This window comes from Nostoc sp. FACHB-133 (genome assembly GCF_014698055.1).
Taxonomy (GTDB): Bacteria; Cyanobacteriota; Cyanobacteriia; order Cyanobacteriales; family Nostocaceae; genus Nostoc.
In genome coordinates, this window is record NZ_JACJSH010000085.1 from 1 (window position 1) to 22,817 (window position 22,817).

24 protein-coding genes are annotated in these 22,817 nt (G+C 41.3%); 17 read left to right on the forward strand and 7 right to left on the reverse strand.

From position 1 onward, the window contains the following. The 3 genes from H6G86_RS34380 to H6G86_RS34390 form a co-directional block, all read right to left on the reverse strand. The coding region (locus H6G86_RS34380) for a DUF3987 domain-containing protein (protein ID WP_190938104.1) at positions 1-1,590 on the reverse strand (1,590 nt) is incomplete at its 3' end. A 139-nt stretch (positions 1,591-1,729) separates the two neighbouring features. Then, on the reverse strand, positions 1,730-1,894 hold the full coding sequence (locus H6G86_RS34385; protein ID WP_190938105.1) for a hypothetical protein: 165 nt from the start codon (positions 1,892-1,894) through the stop codon (positions 1,730-1,732). 55 nt (positions 1,895-1,949) lie between these two features. Then, positions 1,950-2,138: a plasmid partition protein ParG gene (locus H6G86_RS34390; protein ID WP_190938106.1), complete on the reverse strand. Its 189-nt coding sequence runs from the start codon at positions 2,136-2,138 to the stop codon at positions 1,950-1,952. A gap of 284 nt (positions 2,139-2,422) precedes the next feature. On the opposite strand from H6G86_RS34390, the gene H6G86_RS34395 reads away from it, so the two are divergent. From H6G86_RS34395 to H6G86_RS34435, 9 genes are all read left to right on the forward strand, one after another. Then, positions 2,423-3,538 carry a ParM/StbA family protein gene (locus H6G86_RS34395; RefSeq protein WP_190938107.1) on the forward strand — a complete coding sequence of 372 codons (1,116 nt, stop codon included), beginning with the start codon at positions 2,423-2,425 and terminating at the stop codon, positions 3,536-3,538. Positions 3,539-3,542: 4 nt separating this feature from the next. Next, complete coding sequence (locus H6G86_RS34400; RefSeq protein WP_190938108.1) at positions 3,543-3,782, forward strand: hypothetical protein; 240 nt, start codon at positions 3,543-3,545, stop codon at positions 3,780-3,782. A 15-nt stretch (positions 3,783-3,797) separates the two neighbouring features. Beyond that, positions 3,798-3,938, forward strand: coding sequence for a hypothetical protein (locus tag H6G86_RS34405; RefSeq protein ID WP_190938109.1), 141 nt, complete (start codon positions 3,798-3,800; stop codon positions 3,936-3,938). Between the two features lie 97 nt (positions 3,939-4,035). After that, positions 4,036-4,338, forward strand: coding sequence for a hypothetical protein (locus H6G86_RS34410; protein WP_190938110.1), 303 nt, complete (start codon positions 4,036-4,038; stop codon positions 4,336-4,338). Further along, positions 4,335-4,751, forward strand: a complete 417-nt coding sequence (locus H6G86_RS34415; RefSeq protein WP_190938111.1) for a hypothetical protein — start codon at positions 4,335-4,337, stop codon at positions 4,749-4,751. Before H6G86_RS34410 ends, H6G86_RS34415 begins: the two co-directional genes overlap by 4 nt. After that, a complete protein-coding gene (locus H6G86_RS34420) occupies positions 4,723-5,448 on the forward strand; it encodes a hypothetical protein (protein WP_190938112.1) in 726 nt (241 codons plus the stop codon). The genes H6G86_RS34415 and H6G86_RS34420 overlap by 29 nt, the downstream gene beginning before the upstream one ends. Positions 5,449-5,517: 69 nt before the next feature. After that, complete coding sequence (locus tag H6G86_RS34425) at positions 5,518-7,335, forward strand: hypothetical protein (RefSeq protein WP_190938113.1); 1,818 nt, start codon at positions 5,518-5,520, stop codon at positions 7,333-7,335. Between the two features lie 455 nt (positions 7,336-7,790). Then, positions 7,791-8,090, forward strand: coding sequence for a helix-turn-helix domain-containing protein (locus H6G86_RS34430; protein ID WP_190938114.1), 300 nt, complete (start codon positions 7,791-7,793; stop codon positions 8,088-8,090). Positions 8,091-8,221: 131 nt separating this feature from the next. After that, positions 8,222-9,058 carry a hypothetical protein gene (locus H6G86_RS34435; RefSeq protein ID WP_190938115.1) on the forward strand — a complete coding sequence of 279 codons (837 nt, stop codon included), beginning with the start codon at positions 8,222-8,224 and terminating at the stop codon, positions 9,056-9,058. A 326-nt stretch (positions 9,059-9,384) separates the two neighbouring features. On the opposite strand, the gene H6G86_RS34440 is transcribed toward H6G86_RS34435, so the two are convergent. Both H6G86_RS34440 and H6G86_RS34445 read right to left on the reverse strand, forming a co-directional pair. Then, positions 9,385-9,927, reverse strand: coding sequence for a hypothetical protein (locus tag H6G86_RS34440; protein WP_190938116.1), 543 nt, complete (start codon positions 9,925-9,927; stop codon positions 9,385-9,387). Between the two features lie 1,117 nt (positions 9,928-11,044). Beyond that, positions 11,045-11,815 carry a hypothetical protein gene (locus H6G86_RS34445; RefSeq protein ID WP_190938117.1) on the reverse strand — a complete coding sequence of 257 codons (771 nt, stop codon included), beginning with the start codon at positions 11,813-11,815 and terminating at the stop codon, positions 11,045-11,047. Positions 11,816-12,243: 428 nt separating this feature from the next. Here H6G86_RS34445 and H6G86_RS34450 point away from each other — a divergent pair, with 428 nt between their 5' ends. The 8 genes from H6G86_RS34450 (at position 12,244) to H6G86_RS34485 (ending at position 21,366) form a co-directional block, all read left to right on the forward strand. Further along, positions 12,244-12,846, forward strand: coding sequence for a tyrosine-type recombinase/integrase (locus H6G86_RS34450; RefSeq protein ID WP_190938118.1), 603 nt, complete (start codon positions 12,244-12,246; stop codon positions 12,844-12,846). Between the two features lie 243 nt (positions 12,847-13,089). Beyond that, positions 13,090-15,309 carry a type I restriction-modification system subunit M gene (locus H6G86_RS34455; protein WP_190938119.1) on the forward strand — a complete coding sequence of 740 codons (2,220 nt, stop codon included), beginning with the start codon at positions 13,090-13,092 and terminating at the stop codon, positions 15,307-15,309. Then, on the forward strand, positions 15,309-16,658 hold the full coding sequence (locus tag H6G86_RS34460) for a restriction endonuclease subunit S (RefSeq protein WP_190938120.1): 1,350 nt from the start codon (positions 15,309-15,311) through the stop codon (positions 16,656-16,658). The genes H6G86_RS34455 and H6G86_RS34460 overlap by 1 nt, the downstream gene beginning before the upstream one ends. A gap of 14 nt (positions 16,659-16,672) precedes the next feature. Continuing rightward, a complete protein-coding gene (locus tag H6G86_RS34465; RefSeq protein WP_190938121.1) occupies positions 16,673-16,900 on the forward strand; it encodes a hypothetical protein in 228 nt (75 codons plus the stop codon). Further along, positions 16,890-17,306 carry a putative toxin-antitoxin system toxin component, PIN family gene (locus H6G86_RS34470; protein WP_190938122.1) on the forward strand — a complete coding sequence of 139 codons (417 nt, stop codon included), beginning with the start codon at positions 16,890-16,892 and terminating at the stop codon, positions 17,304-17,306. The genes H6G86_RS34465 and H6G86_RS34470 overlap by 11 nt, the downstream gene beginning before the upstream one ends. Positions 17,307-17,345: 39 nt before the next feature. Then, positions 17,346-20,378 carry a type I restriction endonuclease subunit R gene (locus H6G86_RS34475; RefSeq protein ID WP_190938123.1) on the forward strand — a complete coding sequence of 1,011 codons (3,033 nt, stop codon included), beginning with the start codon at positions 17,346-17,348 and terminating at the stop codon, positions 20,376-20,378. A gap of 3 nt (positions 20,379-20,381) precedes the next feature. Continuing rightward, positions 20,382-20,612: a hypothetical protein gene (locus H6G86_RS34480; RefSeq protein ID WP_190938124.1), complete on the forward strand. Its 231-nt coding sequence runs from the start codon at positions 20,382-20,384 to the stop codon at positions 20,610-20,612. Between the two features lie 22 nt (positions 20,613-20,634). Continuing rightward, complete coding sequence (locus H6G86_RS34485; RefSeq protein WP_190938125.1) at positions 20,635-21,366, forward strand: hypothetical protein; 732 nt, start codon at positions 20,635-20,637, stop codon at positions 21,364-21,366. Positions 21,367-21,538: 172 nt separating this feature from the next. On the opposite strand, the gene H6G86_RS34490 is transcribed toward H6G86_RS34485, so the two are convergent. Further along, positions 21,539-21,772, reverse strand: a complete 234-nt coding sequence (locus tag H6G86_RS34490) for a hypothetical protein (RefSeq protein WP_190938127.1) — start codon at positions 21,770-21,772, stop codon at positions 21,539-21,541. A gap of 1 nt (position 21,773) precedes the next feature. Next, positions 21,774-22,415: a ParA family protein gene (locus H6G86_RS34495; protein ID WP_190938126.1), complete on the reverse strand. Its 642-nt coding sequence runs from the start codon at positions 22,413-22,415 to the stop codon at positions 21,774-21,776. Positions 22,416-22,817: the final 402 nt, after the last annotated feature.

The window sequence follows — 22,817 nt, forward strand, 5'->3', positions numbered from 1 at the left end:
CCCCTCTACATAGCGCTGCCTTCTGGCTTTAGGAACTGCAAAAAGTATCCGAGCTTGTGTTCCATTACTATCATCGGCATCACTGAATAATTTACGAAAAACCCCCGGCTGGATTCCGCCAGTAACAGAAATTGCTGTACTCTCCGCGAAGTAGCTATCCGCCAGGGATACTCGGTCAACAGAAATCCCTGCACCATCCCAGAGCTTGAGTAAGATTTGCATACTCTCATCCTCGCCCTTGGAGAATTGCCCCAAAGAATTAAATAGCCCTGCTAATTCATCTCTAGCCCAGAGTGCCCCATGCCCTTTATTTTCAGCCGAGCGCTTCAAAACAGCTTGGATAGTCGCTACTTCAAACATCAGCTTTCTTAAGATCGGTGGGACTGGCATTTCCTCTTCTTCGTCATGCTCCTTTTCCCATGCCTTAAGTTCCTGCTGATATTTTTTGTACTCCTCCTCGTAGCGAATCATTGCCTCAGCTTGCATTTTCCGCAATGGCCCGACAACTAGACTATCTGCACGAGATTTACCGCCACCTGATTCCAAAACAACGGCTGACCAAAGCACAGATGGGATTTTGCGAGAACCCATAGAAAGATTAATTTTAGATCCTCCTAGCGACGCGACACTAGCCATTAACGGTTGCCAGATTACAACTGGATCAACATTTAACATATCGCCATCGTGGATTAAATCACGGGCTAATGGTGCGGGTAAAATAGCCTCCCAATCAATTTCAGTCTTATCCCAGTCCATGAGCGCTTTTAATCGCATCTCATCTTCTGGCGAAACTTCATCCAGCCTCACCCGTTCTCTAGCAACGATTTTCTCAAATAGTTTTGGACTAATCCCTAATTCAGTACAAAGTGTGTCTAATCTAAAACTCTCTTGGATATCGCTTAAATTAGAGGACAGAATACCACTGACAGCAGTGCCAATAGTCTTAATCTCTTTACCTTCATAGTTTTCAACTGTCAGTGGTGTCACTGCCAATAAGCTAGTGTCAGTGCTGCCAATAGCATTTTCTACTGAATCAGATTTTTCTACTGGTAATAATTGTTCCTTTTTTAATTGCCAGACGATATTATTCCAGTCATAGGAATTTTCACCGCACCGCACCCTGAGCATACCAAGCTGGGTATTTAGCTGGGAGCCAGACTCGTATCTCATTACGACCTTGGCTATCTGCACCGCATCTTGGAGACTTAGTTTCTCTTGCGACCGCTTTTTTAACCAGCATTCCCAAGGCTGACAAAATTCTACAATCTGACCAGCTAATTCGCCTGACGATAAAGCCTTGTCTGTTACAAAACTCGTGATCGGTAATTGAGTCTCGTAAATTTCTGGATTATTACCAGATGCCAGTATTTGATAAATTCCTTGCCTGACGGCTGTTTCTGACGTATCCTTATCCACCAGAATAATATGCATCCCCTGTTGTAGATTTTTGGGAATGTTAAATAAATCAATAACAGTGAAACGATTAGCAAGGGATACGACCGCGCTTAAGTCGCTAGTCCAAAGACAAAGGCAGGGTGTATCGTTTGAGTTGGCAAATGATACACTTGTAGATGTTATATTAAATTTCAATTGTGTCGCTCCTTTCTAGCGATACTCCCGGTGGCTGGTGAGACAGCATGACCGGGTTTTATATTGGTTTTACACTTGTGAAACTAAACGTACCAGAATACGGGGTTTTTTAATTAAAAAATTACCTTGCAGATATATTTCAAAGTCTGGAATAAAGGCACAGCAAGGGGTCTAAACTGCTGTAGATTTGGGCGATCGCTGCTTGGCTTGTGCCTATTGTCCCCGTAAGCAACTCAAGGCTGTTTACTTTCTGGGTGAGGGTGTTGAGACGACTATAAATATCTTCAATATGGGATTCTGTCATGTTCTAGCCTCCTTCTCTAGCTTAGTTTGTTCGGTGATCGCATCTTATTTATCAATCACTTCGCTCCCTTGTCTTTAGTTTTGACAGGGGGTTCATTTTGTTTTAAAAAATCATCGATAAAGTCAACAAGGATTTCGTTCATACTCTTTCTGTGTAAAGCACAAGCTGATTTAAACCGCGCCCTTGTTTCCTCTGGTAAATAAATCGATAATTTAACATTTTTTACTTCGTCGTTTATAGACAATAGTCTATTCCTTCTTTAGCTCTTTATCTCTATAGATTGACATTATTTATAGTCAGACGCTATAGCGGTATACCGTTAAAGAAGAAAGTAGGTTTTAGTATATTGCCGTTATAGCGGCATAGAGGTATGATAGCACTATAACCAAAAAACGCCACTAAACAAAGGCAATAGAAGCCAGAAAGTGACGCTTTGCTTACCCATGCCTGGATATCTGGATTGATGGTGATTTGCCTAAAAAGCAAGTCCAGTCCAGAGAAATCAAGATTTTCAAAGAATTATTAACTATGACTACCACAACTGCCAATGCCACAAATTGGTTGCTTCAGGCTGACTTAATTTCCAAATCTGGGCTAACTGACTACATCGCCGGAAAAGACGCAGGTGCGGGGTATGGGAAGGCAATCTATGATAATTTTTCTATCATGATGCCATCTGCATACTCACTTCTTCGCAACCGAAATACCACCCACCACGAAACCATCTCAAAAGATGGGGCATGGGTGCGTTATGTAGAAGGGTCGCGGCTTGATTTAAAAGACGTTGAATTTTTCTGGGGCAGTGCAGCGATCGCACAAACTGACCACACCCTGCTACACGAGGATAAAGCCAAAAAAGCAGAACTGGCACTAGAAAGCATTCTTGCAGACTTAGCAGTTTTGAATATTCCTTCTCTTGTCAAGCTTTCTATTAGTTTGAGCAATCACAACCCAGAACGCTGGGGACAAGAGATTAAACGCAGAGTGTCAGGCACTCACACTTTTGAGCATCTACACCCTGTTACTCGTTCCATTGTCACCAAGACAGTTGACATCGCGGTTACAGGCATTTATCCCGAAGGATTTGGAAGCATTGCACACTGCTTATTTGGTGAAGCATCCCTAGTACTAGACCCGTCAGAATTAGCGATCGCACTCGATATCGGTTCATCCACTTGGTTGGTAACTGTCTTTAATGGCAGTGGTGCAGTTATAGACCGTCACCTGATTGAAGGTGGAGCCGGTGAACTGCATTCGATGATTGCAGAGGCACTAGACAAGCGAAACGACCGAGTGAGCTTGCTATCCAAGGATGTGAAGCACTCGCCCAGCTTGGTGAACCAGGGCATTATAGAAGGGACTTTCACTTATGGAGGCAACCACTTGACTGGTAAAAAGTTCGAGGCAGAGTACAGCCAATGCCTTGATCAGTGGTGGTCAAACAGGATTGAGAAATTCGCCAACTTTGTGACTGCTGGCAATTATCTAGACCGCGCTAAATACCTTGTCGCCTGGGGTGGGGGTGTTGACTTGCCAGTAGTGGATCAGAACCTAACCGATTTAGGCTTTGTGATCTTGAAAAACCCCCAGTTTATCAATGCACTCGGTCTGAAGCTATTAACTGAAATTTCAATTGGAGCGTAAATAAATGAACTACGAATCCCGGCGTATAACCATCTCCTATTTAGCGGTTCGGGAATTATGTCAAATGTTTGATTTACCTCAAGACGTGGCTACACAAGCATTATCAGCAGGTGTAGAGAAGCTGATTTTCCAGCACAGCAATGTGCAAGCATCACCCAAAGTAGAAACAGTGCAAGTCCAATCTACACAGCCGAATAAATTAGCACTTAGCGCAATGGCCAGCAGTTTCAAAGGAGCAGCATGATAGTCAATCAAAGAGTTGCATTTTTCGTTGCTATCACTGGGTTTATCGCAACTGGCTTTCAAGATTTTTGTGAGAACTGATGATGAAGCGATCGCACCGGCGACCAATCACTGCAATCGCCCCACTGTGGTATGTATCTCTCGCCGCAAAGTGTGATGAGCAAGAAACATTAAACTCTATTAAAGCTGAAATCCTTGCTCGTCTGAATACGCCTTAAATCTGAGTAAAGGAAGCAATATTTTACAGGAGATTCATGTCAAAACCAATCGGTTATTTTACATCAACAATGCCTGGGGATGGCTCCTATTTAGACGAGCTTCAATCTATGTATGGAAGTAGGTTTGAGAAACTGGGTAGGACAGAGAAAATCCTAATTCTGCAAAGTGTAGTCCAAAATCTCCTACAAGCTGAGACAGCAGCGCACGGACTTGAATCTACAGCACAAGCAATAGCTCTAGCTTCTAGTATTACCCCAGATATTCGAGATTCGACCACATTAGAGGAACATCTAGGGCTGGCGGAAGCTTTGATTAACCAACTTAAATATCAGCGATGAAGTTCCACATCAACCCAATAATATGGGCAGCAATTGGGATTAATGCGTTATCTCTCACCGTAGTAACCACTGCTGTTATCTCAAAAAGAATTAATTCAGATAGTGCGATAACTGAAAGGGCGAAAGGGTTAAACCTAGTAGCCCAGCATTTTAAATCCGATACGTGTTGGACATCCAAGAATTCTAAACCTTTCAAGCTGGGTGATGAAGTAAATACTCCAGGTTCTCTAACTGGAAAGCTACCCACTTCCTGTATTAAGAGCGAGAAAACTGGACAAATCTTACAAGTGGCTTATGCCGAAGGGCGATTAATAGTTTCTCAGATTTACTCAAAAACTGAACTGAATAATCAACTATCAATTCTCAAACAGGACAAAGATTTAAATGAAAAGTCGTCAACAAAAAAGCGGTGAACCCAAGAAGAATTTCGCTGTCTCCATTCAAAAAATAATAGCAAAAGTTTTTGGGTTTCTCAGGGAAATATTAAAGCTAATTTGGTTGATAGCGGAGAACTCAATGAGGTTAATTACCTTTGCATTCTCGCTGATGATAAAGCTGTTAGCCAATCCGATTTCACCTTGTATCGTAGCCATCATAGCGTTTGTGGCAGTGTGCGCCGTGGCAACAGCACAATGGTTTGCGATCGGAGTCTGGTTAGGCAAGTTATTTGGCATATCTGGGCTATGGAATATTACTACAGGTGCCTGTGGTATTTTACTGGGATTAGGAATAAATATTTATCAGTTATCCCCCGAACTCTGGAAGCTTAGATGGGATATTGCAAAGGCATACCTGGTGCTAGGAATTGATGTTGAGAGCCGCGAGAAATTTGATAATCCAGAAGAGAAGCTAGATAACTGGCTGACTGTCGATCACGGAGTCTTAAAGTCAACTCGGTTGATAAGCTATGCGGTCGAAACTGGATTAGTTCTTTCCTACGCATTCCTTGCCGCAGGATTGGATTTTTATGTTGTAGCGATGGCTGGAATTAGTTTATTACTACCTGAGCAATGTTTACATTTAGTCAGCAGCACAATCTCTGTCTTAGGTCAGGTTTCTGACAAGATGGGTGACGAGGAGCCGGAAAAAGACCATGTAAGTTTTACCTAATTAATGAAAGGAATAATCCCATCCAAAATACGCTAGGTGGGATTTCATTAAATTAAATTACCAATTCCCATGTTAGTAACTAAATTCTTCTCGCGTGACCCATTAAAAGCCTTGTTCTTTGCCCACATCGAGCAGCAAGATTCTGATACGCTGCAATCAAAAATTAAAATAATTCAGCAATTCACACGAGAGCTAGAAGAATTGGAGTGCAATAGCGAAAATCAGTCAAACTTTCTGCATTGGGCATCAATCTTTAGTGGGTTCTCAGGATGCCTCGCGCTGACCGGAGCTACCTTATTAAATCCTATTTTAGGGTTACTCGTAGCTACTTCTGCGGCCAGCAGTGCGGCAGTAGTAATTAGTGGGAGCTACCTGAGAAATCATAAAGTTTCTGAAGTTGTGCAGAAACTGAAAAGATATAGATTAGCTCTTAACTCCAGCACTCCTAAAAACTGGGCTATTCTATGGCATTTGTCTGGGTTAGAACTATTCCTTGAGAGCCTATGGGATGCGTCAAAAGGGAATATCAATCATAAAGGACAATTGGTTAGAAATGATGGCAAGAATGCCTTAGCAGTGGCTAGTGATTACTCGGCTGAACGGATGGGGATATCTCGCAATGAGCTTCTTGCTCAGTCCCAGAAAATAATCTCTTTTGACCAAACAAGTATTCACTCTCAACCAACTTTACTTCAAGCAAGCAATACCTCAGAAAGTGCCATCCCTACGGCATTAAACCCCACTCTCTCCTCAGCACCGAACCATCACCAAACGGCATTAAATATTCTTGATGCACTGGTATTAACTGCTGATAATAAAACCTTGGGTGGATGTGTGATTATTGCCTCTCCAGGTGCAGGAAAGACAACGTTTCTAGGTACAGCATGGGGGAGACTCAGAATCAAATATGGTGATAAATTCCAATCTCTTGCTGTGGTGGTCAAACAGAGTGATATCGCCTTTTTTAAGAGATTCGCTACTCATGCGATCGCGGTGAAAGACAGCCCCGTAGCTGCGGCATTGGCAATCATCAAGTTTATCGACTGTGGAATGAAAGGAGGAAAAATAAGTCGTGTGTTCCTTGATGACTTTTTGACAATGAATTTGTTGTTTGAGAATGCCCTTAAGAACGTCTGGATTGACCCCAGTAGCTACGCTATATCAGATAAGAAAGAGTTGGGTTTAGTGTCATTAGCAGGGCATTTACAGGCAACTCTAAATGAGGCTTGGTTGGTAGGACGTGAATATAATCTGTGTCTCTGGGTAAGTTCCCACTCACCAAACCTAGATGCATTACCATTCTGTGGTAGCAGGGATTCTCGGAGCGTTGGGGACATTATATTTTTAGCCAAAAATAACAAGCGGGAATTTATTGAGCTTGCACTAAGCAATGCCCACTTAATTAGTAATGCCGCAAAGCGATCAGAACTCAAGATTTTACTTGATGAGCTAGACTCTGGAACTGAACCGTTGGTTTTGGCGAACAATAACAATTGGATGCTGGGTGTAGTACCTAATTCTATTTATGCCGAATATCAAACTTACAGAGAGCGGTGTTTAGAGGTTGTAGATACTACCCAGAACAGCATAAATGTAGAGCAGAAAACTTCTATTCAGCAAGACCATACAAGGCAGCAACTTGAGCGTTTTCTAGCACTTCCTTCAGCCGAGAGGATTAACACTCTCAACCTATCTATAATTGCGTCTACAATCCTGGAAATTGTCAAGTCTGGTAATCCTCCGGTGAAGTTTGATGCAATTAGAAAATCTCGGAAGTGGGGAGAAGAAGCACCAGTTACCTCTACTGTAAAAGCGGGAATTAGTGAGTTGATAACACTTAAATTAATCGACGGAGATAACGAAAATGGCTATATTACCACTGCATAACGAGGAACGAGGAACAGGGTTGCAGTTGGTGGTGGATAGTCCAGGAACAACCCAGGAACAAGGCTTGTGGCGTTCCTAGTTCCTAGTTCCTCTCTTTTGTTCCTGGACTTGCTTGCTTGTATTGTTGAGTGAAGCTAATACAGCCATTAGATTTTCAGGATTGAATAAAAGTGCAATCACATTTTTCAAGATGAGCTAGCAAATAATCTTGACGACCTTGCGCGATTGATTTCATCCTTAGACAAATTACCAGCACTTCAACAATAAACCACTGAGTTTTGACGACTAACCAAACAGCACATCTGTTTAATAAAATCCCCCTACCCACAGGACAGTGATTCTGCGGTAATGAAGCATGGCTTACGCCATTAAAACTTATCTGTTACCAAAACCATGATTAAAGCCATAATCAAAAGAATGTTCAGAACAACGACTGAACTGTTGGGTGCGGATTCATGAGTAATCCTAAACCTTTAACGCCCCAGCAATTAGCAAGATTAAGAGCATTCATTTCCGCTGAACCTCTAATGAATCACCAAGAATTCACATCAAAATGGGATGTAAACCGTGAGTTAGTTGCAGAAATCTGTCATGTTGATATTCGTACCTGCAATTGTTGGTTCAGTCAGGGATTTAGCCATCAAGACCCCCAACTCTATCACAAGTGGTATTTAACAATCGCGGATCTTATTTTAGACCAGTATGAATATATCCCCGAATTCCTACAAATTCTGCTCTGCCCTGATGATTTTTAAAGGCGAAAACATAATTTATTTTGTTGTCAAAGTCAATGATAATTGATCATATCTTTTGACAACACATTTAATTAGGCTGGTTTTGATTTTCTCAAGATTCTAATTGATTCATTAAAAACAGTATTTGATTTATGAGCCTTAGTGACTTTATTGGACTACCAGATGTTCGGGCTAGATTTAAAGCAGAATTCCCTAAGCCAAAACTGGATCTAAAACAAGAAATATTGGCTGCTGCACCGAATGGTAGTGATGTTCGTCTGGTCGGAACTGCCTTGGATTATTTGCTGCGGTTCTATATCAAGTATCAAAATCCTCACGCTGAGGAATCAGGATGGATTGCTGAGTCTGCCTTGTATCACTTCAACCGTAGGGGTCAAACCGATTTGTTTAACCAAGCAAAAAATGTTATCGACCAAGCCCGTAACAATTACCAAGAATTCTTGACCAATGGACAATTCACAAATAAATTGCTCCAATCAGCCCTTTTGCTAGGAAGGCTAGATGCACTTATGCGGGCCGGCTATATTCATGATGCGTGGTCAACAATTAATGAGCAAGATATTCAGGATTTGCGAAATTTAGTCCCATTAATAAAGCCTGGACTTTTTAAGTCTTCGGGAAAAATAATTCTGAATCCTAGTTGGGAGGAAGCAGCCCTTTTAGTTCGTGGAGCCGACGGCGATTTAATTATTGATGATTTGCTGGTTGACTTTAAAACTGTTAAAGAACTTAAGCTGGAACTCAGAGATTTTTTTCAGTTGATGGGTTACTATACTTTGACCGCCATCGATCAAAAGCAGGGAGAGGATACTGTTGAGTTAAAGCGTTTAGGGATATATTTTTCGCGTTTTGGGGTGCTTTATGAATTCAATGTGGAAGACGTAGTTAATTTTGAAACTTTCCCCAAATTCTTAGACTGGTTTATCGCAAGAGGGCGAGAATATAGTGGCTGTACGCTAATTAACTGAACTGTTAGCGCGGCTGAAAGCACTTCAATAAAAACCAAACGGACAAGGTGTAGTCCGAGGGCGTTCAGTTTTTATTGATCAACGTATCTAAATCTAACTTAGACTAAAAAACGGGCATTGGTTTGGGTTCGTGACGTAAAGGATTAAGAGAGGGGGAATTTCTGGGCTTTTTTCTCATTACGTTTTCCCGATTTCGGGAATTTAGCCCAGCACGGTGGGTGGAAAAGCCCGACGGTGCTGCTACAGAATTATTGTATAGAGATTGGGCAGCATGAGGAAAAAAAAAGGAGCATTGAATGCTCCTTAAAACTTAGCTATCACTCAATTTATTTGTCCTTTGGCAACTTCGGTGCTTGGTGTTCAGATACAGACGGATTATTTATCTTTGGCACATCACTTGAAACAATCTTCGATACAAACAGAATTGATACAATGCCAATTGCTATAGCAATCTGTATGTAGAAATCAAAACTGGCAGCACGCTCAACCCCACCTTGGAGAATACGCCAACACTTTTTAAATAGTCCTTGTTCCTCTTGGAGTTGTTTTGGAGCTTCAAAAACGTCTTTGCTTATTAAAGCTTCAAGAACGTCTTTTGTGACATACTGCTGAATCTCAATGACATAATTTTTCATGCCTTTGTTGAATGTTTCAGCCAATAAGCAATAAACGATGGCATTACCATTCTTAAATCGGTAATGTCTGATATCTCCAACGCTGAGACCATTTAAATAACGGTCATCAACATTGAGTAATCTTTCAAAATGCTCATACTCAGCTTTGAACTCAGAGTTCTGGTTAAACTGAAGGTCAAAAAGCGTTTGAAGATTCGCATCGACTTGAATGGCAATTTCTTTGATGAATGTCATGCGAGTAGAATAGGATAGAATTCATTATTTGTTGCTGCTTGGTCTTTCAGGCAGCTTTTCATTTAGAAGTGTGTAGAAGTGCCTATTTGTAATAGGAACTAGGAGGCCCACGGCATTGCGAAGCCTCCCAACCATACCTACAAAGAAAGCCCTCGACACCACTTTGATAGTGCCGGGGCTTTTTGAATTTTGAATTTGACTTTATCTTTTGATTGACAATCGTACAGAACATTTTTGCAAACTCCTAACTAATTTGGTTAGGAAGCTTGCCTTTGAATGGAGTCTATTATGCACGATTGCGTTTGAACAACTATTTAACTGTTTACTGCTCAATTTAGCATTCGTTCATTACAACTCCAGCCATAAAAATCCTTAATTGGAAATTTTTTGGCAAAGTTAGCCTTCGCACTAAATAGGTTTTTAATAATCAAGCAAAAAGATTGCTTGGAAATTCCTAATTTACAGCGATTGACTAACCCAAAGGCACCTTCCTTTGGTTCAGTTGTTAATGACGAACACTTCAAGAGCAGTAGTCAAAAGTTTGATAGCCCCACTTTCTCAGTGACTAACGACTCTGTGCTACTTTGTGTTTGTCGTTTCTAGGATGTCTGTTGTGAGTACATCACACTAAGAGTTCAGGGAGGGAGAGTTCAGTCGCACTGTTGTGAGTACACTGACCTGACTCTGCTGACTCTGTATGTGATACACTAATTGTTGCTCAAAGGTAGACTCTAGGATGTCTGGTACGGGGCGGGCAACCTAACCAACGCGACCGGCGGTCTGGCTACCTGTTTTGTTTAACTGTTACCTGTGTTGTAACTCCTGCCAAGGAGTTGTAAGCATCCTAGCAAATAGTAGGGGCTGTGTGCAACAATAATTCCTAAAACATGGTTAACAGAGAATTTGCACGAATAAACTTCTCAGCAATCTCTTGTACTTCGGGGTTTTCCAATACCTGGCACGGATTCCAAGGTAAACTCAACTGCCCAGGTGATGAACTCTTTTTACTTTTTGCACTGTTCTGTTTTACATTCATCCCTGCAATACCCACCAGAACATTTCACCGCACCTATGGCAGTTTTTAGTCAAACTTGATTAGAAAATTAATTAGTGAAAGCTAAAAGGGTAATTCGTCTTCGGAACTACTGTACAAGTTATAGGCTGGTTGAGATGGTCTACTTGGCAAATAAGTTTCTCCATCAGAACCGATAAAATATCCACCAGGATTAGCATAATTTCCATCACGAGTAATAAGGTTTCCGTATGGATCAAAATAACCGCCATTACGAATTATTTCGTAATCATCGCTAGTATATTTTCTTGTTGGACTAACACGCTCATATCCACCTGTTGAATAGCCGGGAGTGTTTCTGGCGTTAGCAATTACTTGGAATTCTTGCAAAGGGATGCGTTGCGTCTCCATATCTTTATACCCTACCAGTTCATTAATAGCTGGCATATTCTGAAAACGTCTTGTGTCCCGGAAAAGTTTTCCTTCTGAGATATCTCCTTTAAAGCCCATTTTCCTGGATATCCTAAAACCTTCATAAGATACAGGGCGAGAATAATATAAGCCTGGGTTTTCTGCTGTGAATTTCTTAAATTCTTTAAACATTTGTCCCATCTCTTTATAAGGAGGAGGCAAACTAGAACTATAACCACTGTCTCCAGGTTTACCAACAGAAAATTTATCACTAATATCTGGATAGCGAGTAGCTACTGTTACCTCTCCATCCGAATCTATATAACTTTTAACCCTATTCCCTTCATAAAAGATATCTGACTTTGGAGTATTAAGCTTTTCATAAATCCTATCAATTCTAGATTTAGGATAAAGCTTGCTACCAATCTTTATTAAGTGGTCATCAAGAAGTTGCAATGCGTTCATATAATCTTTGCCATACTTGCGATATCTGCTGAGGCGATATTGAATTACCCACACCTCAAAGCAAGATTTTAACTACTGCTGCAAAAAACCGCTTAAACTTGCTACGCAATTCAGAGGATGAATAAGCCAATTATCCTTGCATGACGACAAAATCTGCATATCCATATTTCTGACTCTAACCAAAGGTAGTGCTAAAAATCAGCAATCAAGTTGGCACTACTTGGAGTGGCCCCAAGCCTTGTATAGAAAGGATAGATATTTGCCAAACTTATCAATGGGGGTGAACTTGGGATTTTTTGGCACTTTAAAGATAAGTAATACTTAACTGAGGTTACTTTCGGGGTGGATGTTCACGAAAGTACAAGGGTTTGGGAGAATGGGAAGTGTCCATATTTCACCGCACAAACGGGACAGTAGCCCAGAGACAAATGAAGACCACGCCGCCAAAACGTAAACCAAATAAGCATTACAGGTCTAGAGAATACCTTACACCAAGTGAAGTGCGATCGCTGCTGAATGCGGCACTATCTCGTCCCAGTCGGTATGGAGAGAGGGATTTTCTGCTGATGCTGATGATGTTTCGCCACGGGTTGAGGGTGGGGGAGGCAGTGGGAGAGAAATGTGGGTTGCGTTGGGATGCGGTGATGTGGGGGGAAGGTCAGATTTTTATCACTAGGGAAAAGGGCAGTGATTCTGGGGTGCATCCTTTAAGAGAAGATGAACTGGTACATCTCAAGAAACTCCGAGAACAATTCCCTGAGAGTAAATATATTTTCGTTTCAGAGCGGGGTGAGGTGATGAAGACCGATGCGGTGCGAAAACTGATTGGGCGAGTGGCGGTAGAGGCAGGGCTGGATATCAAGGTTCACTGCCACATGATGCGTCATGCTTGCGGCTATTTTTTAGTGAATCGGGGCTATAACACTAGGGAAATTCAAGATTTTTTAGGGCATCGGGATATTAAACATACTGAAAAATATACCAAGCTGAATGCTCAACGTTTTATGAATTTTGATTGGGGTGATTTGTGATATTTCAATATCTGCGTTTTCTGTTCGTCCTAAGAATTAACTCTAATGCCTCGTCAACTTCGTGAAATAAAACCTGTAAAAACTACAGTTCAGCTAAAAAAGGTAACTTATAAGCTCAGTGAAGAGATGTGATTGAGCGATTAGATCCGAGTTACCTACAAATGAGCTTGGAACGGGGTAAACTGGATACTCTTTGCAGAGATTGCCAAATAAATAAATCTAATTTTATTACTTAAAATTCCTATGGTGACAAATAATATAGAAAATTCTAATAATCAAGAGTTAGTCGGTTTTATCTGGAGCATTGCCGACAAACTCCGAGGCCCTTACCGTCCACCCCAGTACCGCCGGGTGATGTTGCCTCTGATTGTGTTGCGTCGTTTGGATGCTGTCTTAGAACCGACTAAGAAAGCTGTCCTTGAGGCGAAGGCGAAATATGAGGCGATGGGCTTAGATGGGGATGCTTTTGAGAAAGCGATCTCTAAAGTTGCAATTGGGGGTGATCGGCAACAGTCGTTGTATAACCTTAGTGAATTTACGTTTCAGAAATTATTAGAAGATTCTGATGGGCTGGCAGATAATCTCAGAGATTATATCAATAAGTTTTCGCCTCTGGCACGGGATATTTTTGAGAAATTTGAGTTTGATAATGAAATCCAAAAGTTAGATGAAGCTAACCGTCTTTTTGAAGTCATGAAGGCGATTAATAGTCCTGAAGTTGATTTATCTCCGGCGAAACTCTCTAATCTGCGAATGGGCTATCTGTTCGAGGAACTGGTGAGAAAGTTTAACGAGCAGGCGAACGAAGAGGCGGGAGATCACTTTACACCCCGCGAAGTAATTCGACTCATGGTGAATCTGGTTTTCTGTGAGGAGCAGGATATTTTTAAACAAGGGATTTACCGGACAGTGTATGACCCCACAGCAGGCACAGGGGGAATGCTCTCAGTGTCGGAGGAATACATTAAAAAGCAAAATCCTGAAGCAAACTTAGGCTTATTTGGGCAAGAGTATAATCCTGAATCCTATGCGATTTGCTGTTCTGATTTACTGATTAAAGATGAACCGATTAACAATCTTGTCTATGGCGACACTTTAGGGATAAAGAACGCAAAAAGCAAAAGTAATAATTTTTTACCCCGCGACGGTCATCCTGATAAACAGTTTCACTATATGTTTGCTAATCCACCTTTTGGTGTGGAATGGAAACCAGAAGAGGATTTTATTAAAGATGAGTATGACAATTTAGGATTTAAGGGACGTTTTGGGGCTGGTGTACCTCGAATTAATGATGGTTCGCTGTTGTTTCTGCAACACATGATATCGAAAATGCACGCTTCCCCAGAGTCAGGAGGTGATGGTTCTAGGATTGCTATTGTGTTTAATGGTTCGCCTTTGTTTACCGGGGATGCGGGTAGTGGTGAAAGTAATATTCGCCGTTGGATTATTGAAAATGACTGGCTTGATGCGGTGATTGCTCTACCTGACCAAATGTTTTATAACACGGGAATTTTTACTTATATTTGGTTGGTGACGAATAAGAAAGCAGCGCATCGTCAGGGAAAAGTTCAGCTTGTTGATGGGACACACCATTTTCTGAAAATGAAGAAGAGTCTCGGTAATAAACGTAATGAGTTATCACCGGAGCATATTGCGGAACTGGTGCGGCTGTATGGGGATTTTGAGCAGAATGGTTTAAGTGAGGTGAAATCAGACGGGCAGATAGAAAAGCAGATTTGCTCAAAGATTTTTGATAATCGGGAGTTTGGATTTCTCAAAATTACAGTGGAGCGACCGTTAAGGTTAAATTTTCAGGCAAGTGAGGAGCGGGTGGCTCGGTTGTCAGAGCAAAAGGCGTTTCAGGATTTGGCAACGAGTAAGAAGCGTAAGGATGAAAAAGTGAAACAGTTAGAAATGGAGATGGGTGAAAGTCTTCAAAATCAAATTCTCGATGCTTTGCGGTGTCTGGATAATAATCGCCTGTATATGTCCCGTGCTGAATTTATGCGGGATTTGGAACGGGTGTTAAAGAATGCAGGGTTAAAGTTGAAAGAGCCGATGATCAAGGCGATTTTAGCAGCGTTGGGTGAGGCTGATCCAGAGGCGGAAATCTGTCGGGATAAGAAGGGGAATCCTGAACCGGATAGTAATTTGCGAGATACGGAAATTGTACCTTTACCGGATGATATTACATTGCCGTTACCGTTGGGATATGACAAGGATGCAAGCGCAGATGAGTTGATTAATTTAGTAAAGGGGCATTGTGAGAAGTATTTTGAGGCGGAGGTTTTACCCTATGTAGCAGATGCTTGGATTGATTTTTCTAAAACTAAGGTGGGGTATGAGATTCCGTTAAATCGTCATTTCTATATGTATCAGCCGCCTCGCCCTCTGGATGAGATTGAGAATGATATTAAGTCCTTGGAGTCGGACATTATAGCGATGTTAGGGGAGGTAGTGTAATGGGTAAGTATCAGGGTTATGAAAAATATAAAGATTCTGGTGTTGAGTGGTTAGGGGAGATTCCTGAGCATTGGAACATCCAAAAATTTATCAGGGCTGCTTTTTTCCAAGAAGGCCCGGGACTTCGTAATTGGCAATTTGCAGATAATGGAATTAGAGTTATTTGCGTAACAAACATCACAGAGAAAGGAATTGATTTTTCGAGTTATCAAAAATTCATTGAGCAAGAAGATTATGAGAAAAACTACAAACACTTTACAGTAAAAAATAATGATTTACTCTTATCTAGTTCTGGTAATTCATGGGGGAAAGTTGCGGAATATAATTCCGATGAAATAGTAGTACTAAATACAAGCACCATTAGAATTAATGAGCATGAAACCTCATGTGCAGATAGAGTTTTTTTAAAATGGACTTTGCAATCTTTTTGTTTACGAGAACAGTTAAGTTTATTAATGACTGGTTCTTGCCAACCAAATTTTGGGCCATCTCACTTAGCTAAAACAATTATTGCAATTCCCCCTCTGGATGAACAAAAGACGATCGCCCGCTTTCTCGACTATAAAACCAAACAAATAGATGACCTCATTGCCAAGAAAGAAGCCCTCATTGAAAAACTCGACGAAAAACGCACCGCCCTCATCAGTCACGCTGTCACCAAAGGACTAGATCCAAACGTCCCGATGAGAGATTCTGGGGTTGAGTGGTTAGGCGAAATTCCTAAGCATTGGAAACCTGTAAAACTTAAATATATTTGTTCGCTTCTGAGAGATGGAACTCATTTACCTCCACCCCGCGTTGATAATGGCATTCCTTTACTCAGTGTCCGCAATATTATCAATAATTGCTTTGTCAACCTAGAAGATGATAGTTTAATTTCAGAAAAAGATTTTCAAGAACTAAATAAATCATTTCAAGTTTTAGAAAATGATATACTTCTTGCAATTGTTGGGGCAACTCTTGGTAAAGTAGCAATAGTTAAAAAAATGCCAAGATTCACAATACAACGCAGTCTTGCTGTTTTGAGATCAAAAGCAGGGGTATGTGTTCATAAATTTCTTTTTTACTTCATAAAAAGTCCAGATTTTCAAAAGCTTTTATGGCTAAATACTGGCTTTTCTGCACAGCCAGGAATTTATTTAGGATCTCTTGCAAATTTTTTCGTTCCCATTCCACCAATTGCAGAACAGGCAAAAATCATTACGTATTTAGACCAAAAAATAACCCAAATTGACCAACAAAAAGACAAAATTAAAGAAGCAATCGAACGATTAAAAGAATATCGCACCGCCCTCATCACCAACGCCGTCACAGGTAAAATAGATGTACGCCAAGTCCCTATCTCCTAAGCCCAAAAGCGACCATGACTCAAAAAACCTATCAACTCCCTCTAACCTTCGAGCAAATTCTTAATCTTGTCCTACAACTTCCAGCACAAGAACAAGAACAACTCATTCAAGAAATAAAGAAAAACTCTCCAAATAATAAAGATGAAGATTTACTTAGTGTTTTTGACAGAATCGGCAGAAATGCTCAAGCCAAAGGACTAACCGAAGAAACTCTAGAAGAATTACTCGCCGATGAGTCATAAACTAATTGTCATTGACACAAATGTTTTACTTAGCGCTGCCCTAAGTCCTGATGGAACAGCCCGTAAAGCCCTAGATAAAGCCTATAAAGAATTTAAAATTGCTCAAAGCGATGAAACTTATCAAGAATTAAACACACGAATCTACAAACGTAAGTTCGATAAATATATCTCAGATGAAGACCGACAAGATTTTTTGGAAGTAGTAAAAAAATACAGTCAATTTATAGAAATCAAATCTCAAATAAACACCTGTAGAGATCCAGACGACAACAAATTTTTAGAACTTGCTAAAGATTCCAACGCAGAATTTTTAATTACAGGAGATCAAGACCTTTTATCACTCAAAATCCTAGCCGAATATCAAAACCAGATTATTACTGCCAGAGACTTTCTTGACCTTGATTAATTCACCTTTATACTTAATTATGTTTATACTGCACATCTCATGCACACGGAAGAGAAATTTGAGGACATCATCGAACGAGAAATCCTCCAACTCAGTGGCTACCACCAAGGCAACGCAGACGACTACGAAGCGGAAACCGCCCTTTTCCCCACGGAAATCATCAACTTCATCCAAAGCACCCAGCCCACACAATGGCAACGCCTAGCCAACAACAGCGATGCCCAGAAAATCATTATAGATAGTCTCACCAAAGAACTTAAAAGCCGAGGAATGCTCGATGTCCTCCGCAATGGCTTCAAATGCTATGGTAAAACCCTCCGAGTCGCCTACTTCCAGCCGAACACAGGCATGAACCCCGAAACCTTGGCACTCTACGAAAAAAATCGCCTCACCATCACCCGCCAAGTCACCATCAAAACTGGACGTATTCCCGATATTCTCCTCAGTCTCAACGGCCTACCCATCGCTACTATCGAACTCAAAAACCCCCTTACCGAGCAAACCTACCAAAACGCCATTTACCAATACAGAACCGAGAGAGACCCCAAAGACCCGCTATTTGCATTTAAACAACGGTGCTTAGTCCATTTCGCCGTAGACACGGAAGAAGTTTGGATGACCACCAAACTGGCTGGAGAAAGTACCCATTTCCTACCCTTCAACAAAGGTAATAATCACGGTGCAGGCAACCCAGTGGGAGACAATGAAGAATATCGCACCAGTTACTTTTGGCTAGAAGTCTTACAAAAAGATAGCCTTTTGGACATCTTGGCGCGTTTTCTCCACATCGAAACCAAAGAAACCAAAATTCCCACTGCCACTGGCGTTAATTACCAGAAAAAAGAAACCCTGATTTTCCCCCGCTACCATCAACTCGATGTCGTCAGTAAACTCATTGCCCACACCAAACAACACAAGGCCGGACATAATTATCTGATTCAGCATTCGGCAGGATCTGGAAAATCAAACTCTATTGCTTGGTTAGCCCATCGCCTAGCTAACCTTCATGACAACCAAGACGAAAAAATCTTTCATACCGTTGTCGTCATCACAGACCGCACCGTACTGGATCAACAACTGCAAAACACTATATATCAGTTTGATCATAAAGCCGGAGTTGTCCAGAAAATTGACGAAAATACCCAACAACTGGTTACAGCCCTTAGCGACGGTGTACCCATCATCATTTCCACCGTCCAGAAATTCCCCTTCATTACTAAAGCCATCGAGACTTTAGCTAAAAAAGGTAAAACCATAGACATTACCACCAAAGATAAACGCTTTGCCGTCATCGTTGATGAAGCCCACGGCTCCCAAACCGGAGAAACCGCCACAGAACTCCGCAAAATCCTAAATAAAGATGGTATCGAATCTGCGATCGCCGCTCAACTCCTGGAAGATGATCTTGAGGAAGATGATCTCAGTGATGAAGCCAAACAAAAACTACTAAAAGAACAAATCAGCCGCACCAAACAACCAAACCTCAGCTATTTCGCCTTTACCGCTACCCCCAAGTACAAAACCCAACTCGTATTCGATGAACCCGGAGATAACGGCGAAGTCCCCTTCCATCTCTACACTATGCGCCAAGCCATTGAAGAAGGCTATATTAAAGACGTTTTGGCAAATTATACCTGCTACGAACGCTATTACGAACTCGTCCGCACCTCCGAAGATAACCCTGACTTACCCCGTCGCCAAGCAGCCAAGCAGATCGCCCGATTCGTTGAACTCCATCCCCACAACATCGCCCAAAAAGTAGAAGTCATCATTGAACATTTCCGTAATCATACCCTTCATAAAATTGGGGGTAGAGCCAAAGCAATGGTTGTCACCCGTTCCCGTGAACACGCCATTAAATACAAACTCGCCTTCGATAAATACATTAAAGAAAAAGGTTATAGCGATATTAAATCCCTCGTTGCCTTTTCTGGTTCTATTACCCTTGATGAGTTCCCCGGAGAAACATTTACTGAAGTCAACATGAATGGCGGCATCAAAACTTCAGAAATTCCTGATAAATTTGCCAGCGATGCCTATCAAGTGCTGCTTGTCGCCAACAAATTTCAAACCGGATTTGACCAACCATTGCTCCATACCATGTTTGTTGATAAACGACTGGATGGAGTTCAAGCCGTCCAGACCCTATCCCGCCTCAACCGTACCACCACAGGCAAAGAAGATACTTTCGTTTTAGATTTTGTCAATAAACCCGAAGACATCTACAAAGCCTTTAAACCCTACTACGAAGAAACGCCCGTTGGAGAAACCGCAGATCCGCAACAATTAAATGATCTGTCTTACCAGCTTTATGAACGGCAACTTTTTAATCAAGACGATGTAAACCAGTGGTGTGAAATTTGGTTTCGCCCAAAAACCTCCCTCACCGGAAACGAACACAAAAAATTAAATACATTACTAGACCCAATTATTGAAAATTATAAAGCCCTCCAAGACCCAGCTAAAGAACAATTTAAAAGCCAACTTACCAGCTTCCGCAATCTCTACCTATTCCTTGCCCAGATTATCCCTTACCAAGATTCAGAACTCGAAAAGCTTTATGCCTATGGACGTTTCCTACTAAAGAAACTACCCCGTAGTCCCCAAGCTCCAAAAATTGATTTATCTGGGGATATAGAAATAAAATTTTATCGCCTGGAAAAAATCAGTGAAGGGAAAATTGATTTAACCGAAGGTAAAGCAGAACCATTACGAGGTGCTACCGCAGTCGGAACTCGCCAGCCAGATAAAGAAGTCCCCTTATCCCAGCTGATTGACTCCCTTAACGAACGTTTTAGTACTAACTTCACCGCAGCCGACCAACTCTTTTTCGAGCAAATCACTGAAACGGCGATCGCTAATGACTCCATCAAACAAGCGGCTCAAGTCAATACAAAAGAAAACTTTGCCCCGGTTCTAGAAAAGCATCTTGAAAATCTATTTATCGAACGCATGGACGGTAACGAAAAAATCTTCATGCAAGTGATGAATAGTGAAGAATTTAAAGCAGTTGTGTTTGAAAAATTACTATCCAGTATTTATGAGAGTATCAACAGTGAGCGTTCAGATTAGCACTTGACGCATTGGCAGCGAGCGCCGATATTCCTTTTAATAGGGTTAAGCCAAGATCCAAGCGTACAATTTTCCCATTTTGGGGGCGATGACACCGAGATCAACGAGGAAGCTTGGGCATCCTTATATAATGACACCTCTCGCCCCTTCAATGAACCTAAATATGGCTGTATTGCTGTAAAAGTAATCAACCATTTGGCGAACGAAGGGATGAAGGTGTTTGGTGTTGATTAATAAATTCAAGGAAGTCATTGAGATGGCACTAAAAGAACAAAAGCCAGCTTTGCTGTCAATTCTTTCTGCTGTAAAAAGGAAAGTCTGGATAGTTGTACTGATAATTGCAACTTCTCTTCTACTATCAAGTTGTGGTAATGTTCCAGATTATAAAACAGATATAGGAGATCCCTCTATTATTAAAGAGCTTTACACTAAGACTAAGCAAGAAAATGAATCTCTCAGAAGAAAGCTTGATAACGCTGTCAATGAGAATAGCAAATGCAAGGAAAACTATGCAGCATTAAAATCGAGGAAGGAGGGAGATATAGTTCTGTCGGAACGCGAGAAGGCAATTGACGAAAGGGAGAACAGGGTCGCTACTAGGGAAGGGCAGATCAAGCAAGATCAAGAGAGGGCTGACAATGCAAAGTCTGAAATATTCGACAGGTCTATTGAAATAGGTAAGAAGATAGGACAGTTGAATAAAGATGAAGAGAGAATTAAAGAACTTTCAAAAGAACTGGAAAATAGTAATAATCAACTGAGCGATTTAACATCCAGAAACTGGATATTAATTATTTTACTAATTAGTTTGGGTTTCTACATCTTTCTTGATAAAATTGGCATTCTTTCTCCTGTAAGAAATGACCTTTCTAAATTCAAGTTAAAATTTATTGATACCTCTGTAATAGAAGATAATGCAGAAACATTAAAACCAAGCGGGGAGCAACAATCTAAAGCTTTATCATCTGAGAAGCAGAAAGATAAATAGTTATCAATAGAAAGCATCCAAGCTATGAAATTTTGGATCACCACATCTGGCTTGGCATTCCCAAGCAACTGCTGCTCTTTCAGTAACGCTTCTTATACTCACCAGACTTGTTAACGAAATCGCTAAAGAAAGAAATCGTCTTTTCGTCCTTTCGCTAAATAACGAATCTTTACTAGCCATGATTATCTGTCCAGTATTTAAAAATACGTTGTAGTAGCTCGACTTGGGTACAACCGTAAGTAGCCGCCGCAATCTTAAAATCCTTTTTAAACTCGGCAGGTACTTTAAAATTCAGGTTGGAAATTTCACCTGGATCGGGCTTCTCCAAGTTATCTTTTGTTTCCTTAATGCTAGGGGGTTCACCTTTATTTGATTTGCGAGGTGGTTGTGGTGTTTTGGTTGACATATCATTCCTCTTGCTCACTCAACAGATCAATAATTCCTTGGGCCACTTGTTCTGCACGTTGCTTCAAGCTAGGAAAGCTAACTTCCGAAAGAGCGCGACCGTTATCAGAAGCCTGTCGGTAAGCTGTCTTTTCGGGGATTGAGCCTTCTACTGTTTCATAACCAGCCTTACGAATATATGATCGGGCTTCTTCGATCTCATTCTCCCGATCGCCGACTCGGCATAAAACAAAAATAATTTTATCCGTAGGGATTTTGGCGTTTACCAACTCATGCGCTAATAGTACCGATGGTTTGAGATCATCCAGTGATAAACCAGTGGGTAGGACTACTAAATCACTTGCACGGGCAATCTCCAATGTTCCCTGCATTGAGTGCGGTGGGCCGTCCATAACCATAAGGTCATAAACATCGGCGTGTTTAAGTGCTTGAGCTACGGTGCGGAATGGTTCAACTGCAATCTCCGGCTGGATACCATTGACTTCTCGGCGTTGTTTCCAATCGGTACTCGTACCTTGAGAGATATCTAGGTCGGCAATCTTTACATCCCACCCAGCAGCAGCGTACTCACGGGCAATCAGTCGCGCAATAGTGCTTTTTGAAACGCCGCCTTTTTGGGAAATGACACCCACTAATACGGTCATCGTGCTTTCGTCCTTTCGCCCTAGAGCGATTTATTTATATCGTGTTTTCGTTCTTTGTTCAAGCTACGACTTCGTTATAGCAAGAAATAACGATTTAAACAAAGGACGAAATCGTTATTTCGCTAAAAGCATTTTATGCCGGAGGAGGGTAGGGTTTACCCCATCGAGGGGAAGTTTAAATAAAACTCGCAGTGGTAAACAAGCGTAACGAAGATTCCCGAAATCGGGAATTTATTCGTTTTAGCGATCGCTTGACTTAAATGGGAAAAGGAGAAACTTTTCTGCCTTAAACTTCTCGCCAGGGAGCTATGCGGTTTCGTCAGATCCAGTAAAAAACAAGCGATCACTAAATCATTTTCCCAGTAGTATAAATTTATTTATACTTTTTAAGCAGTATTAACA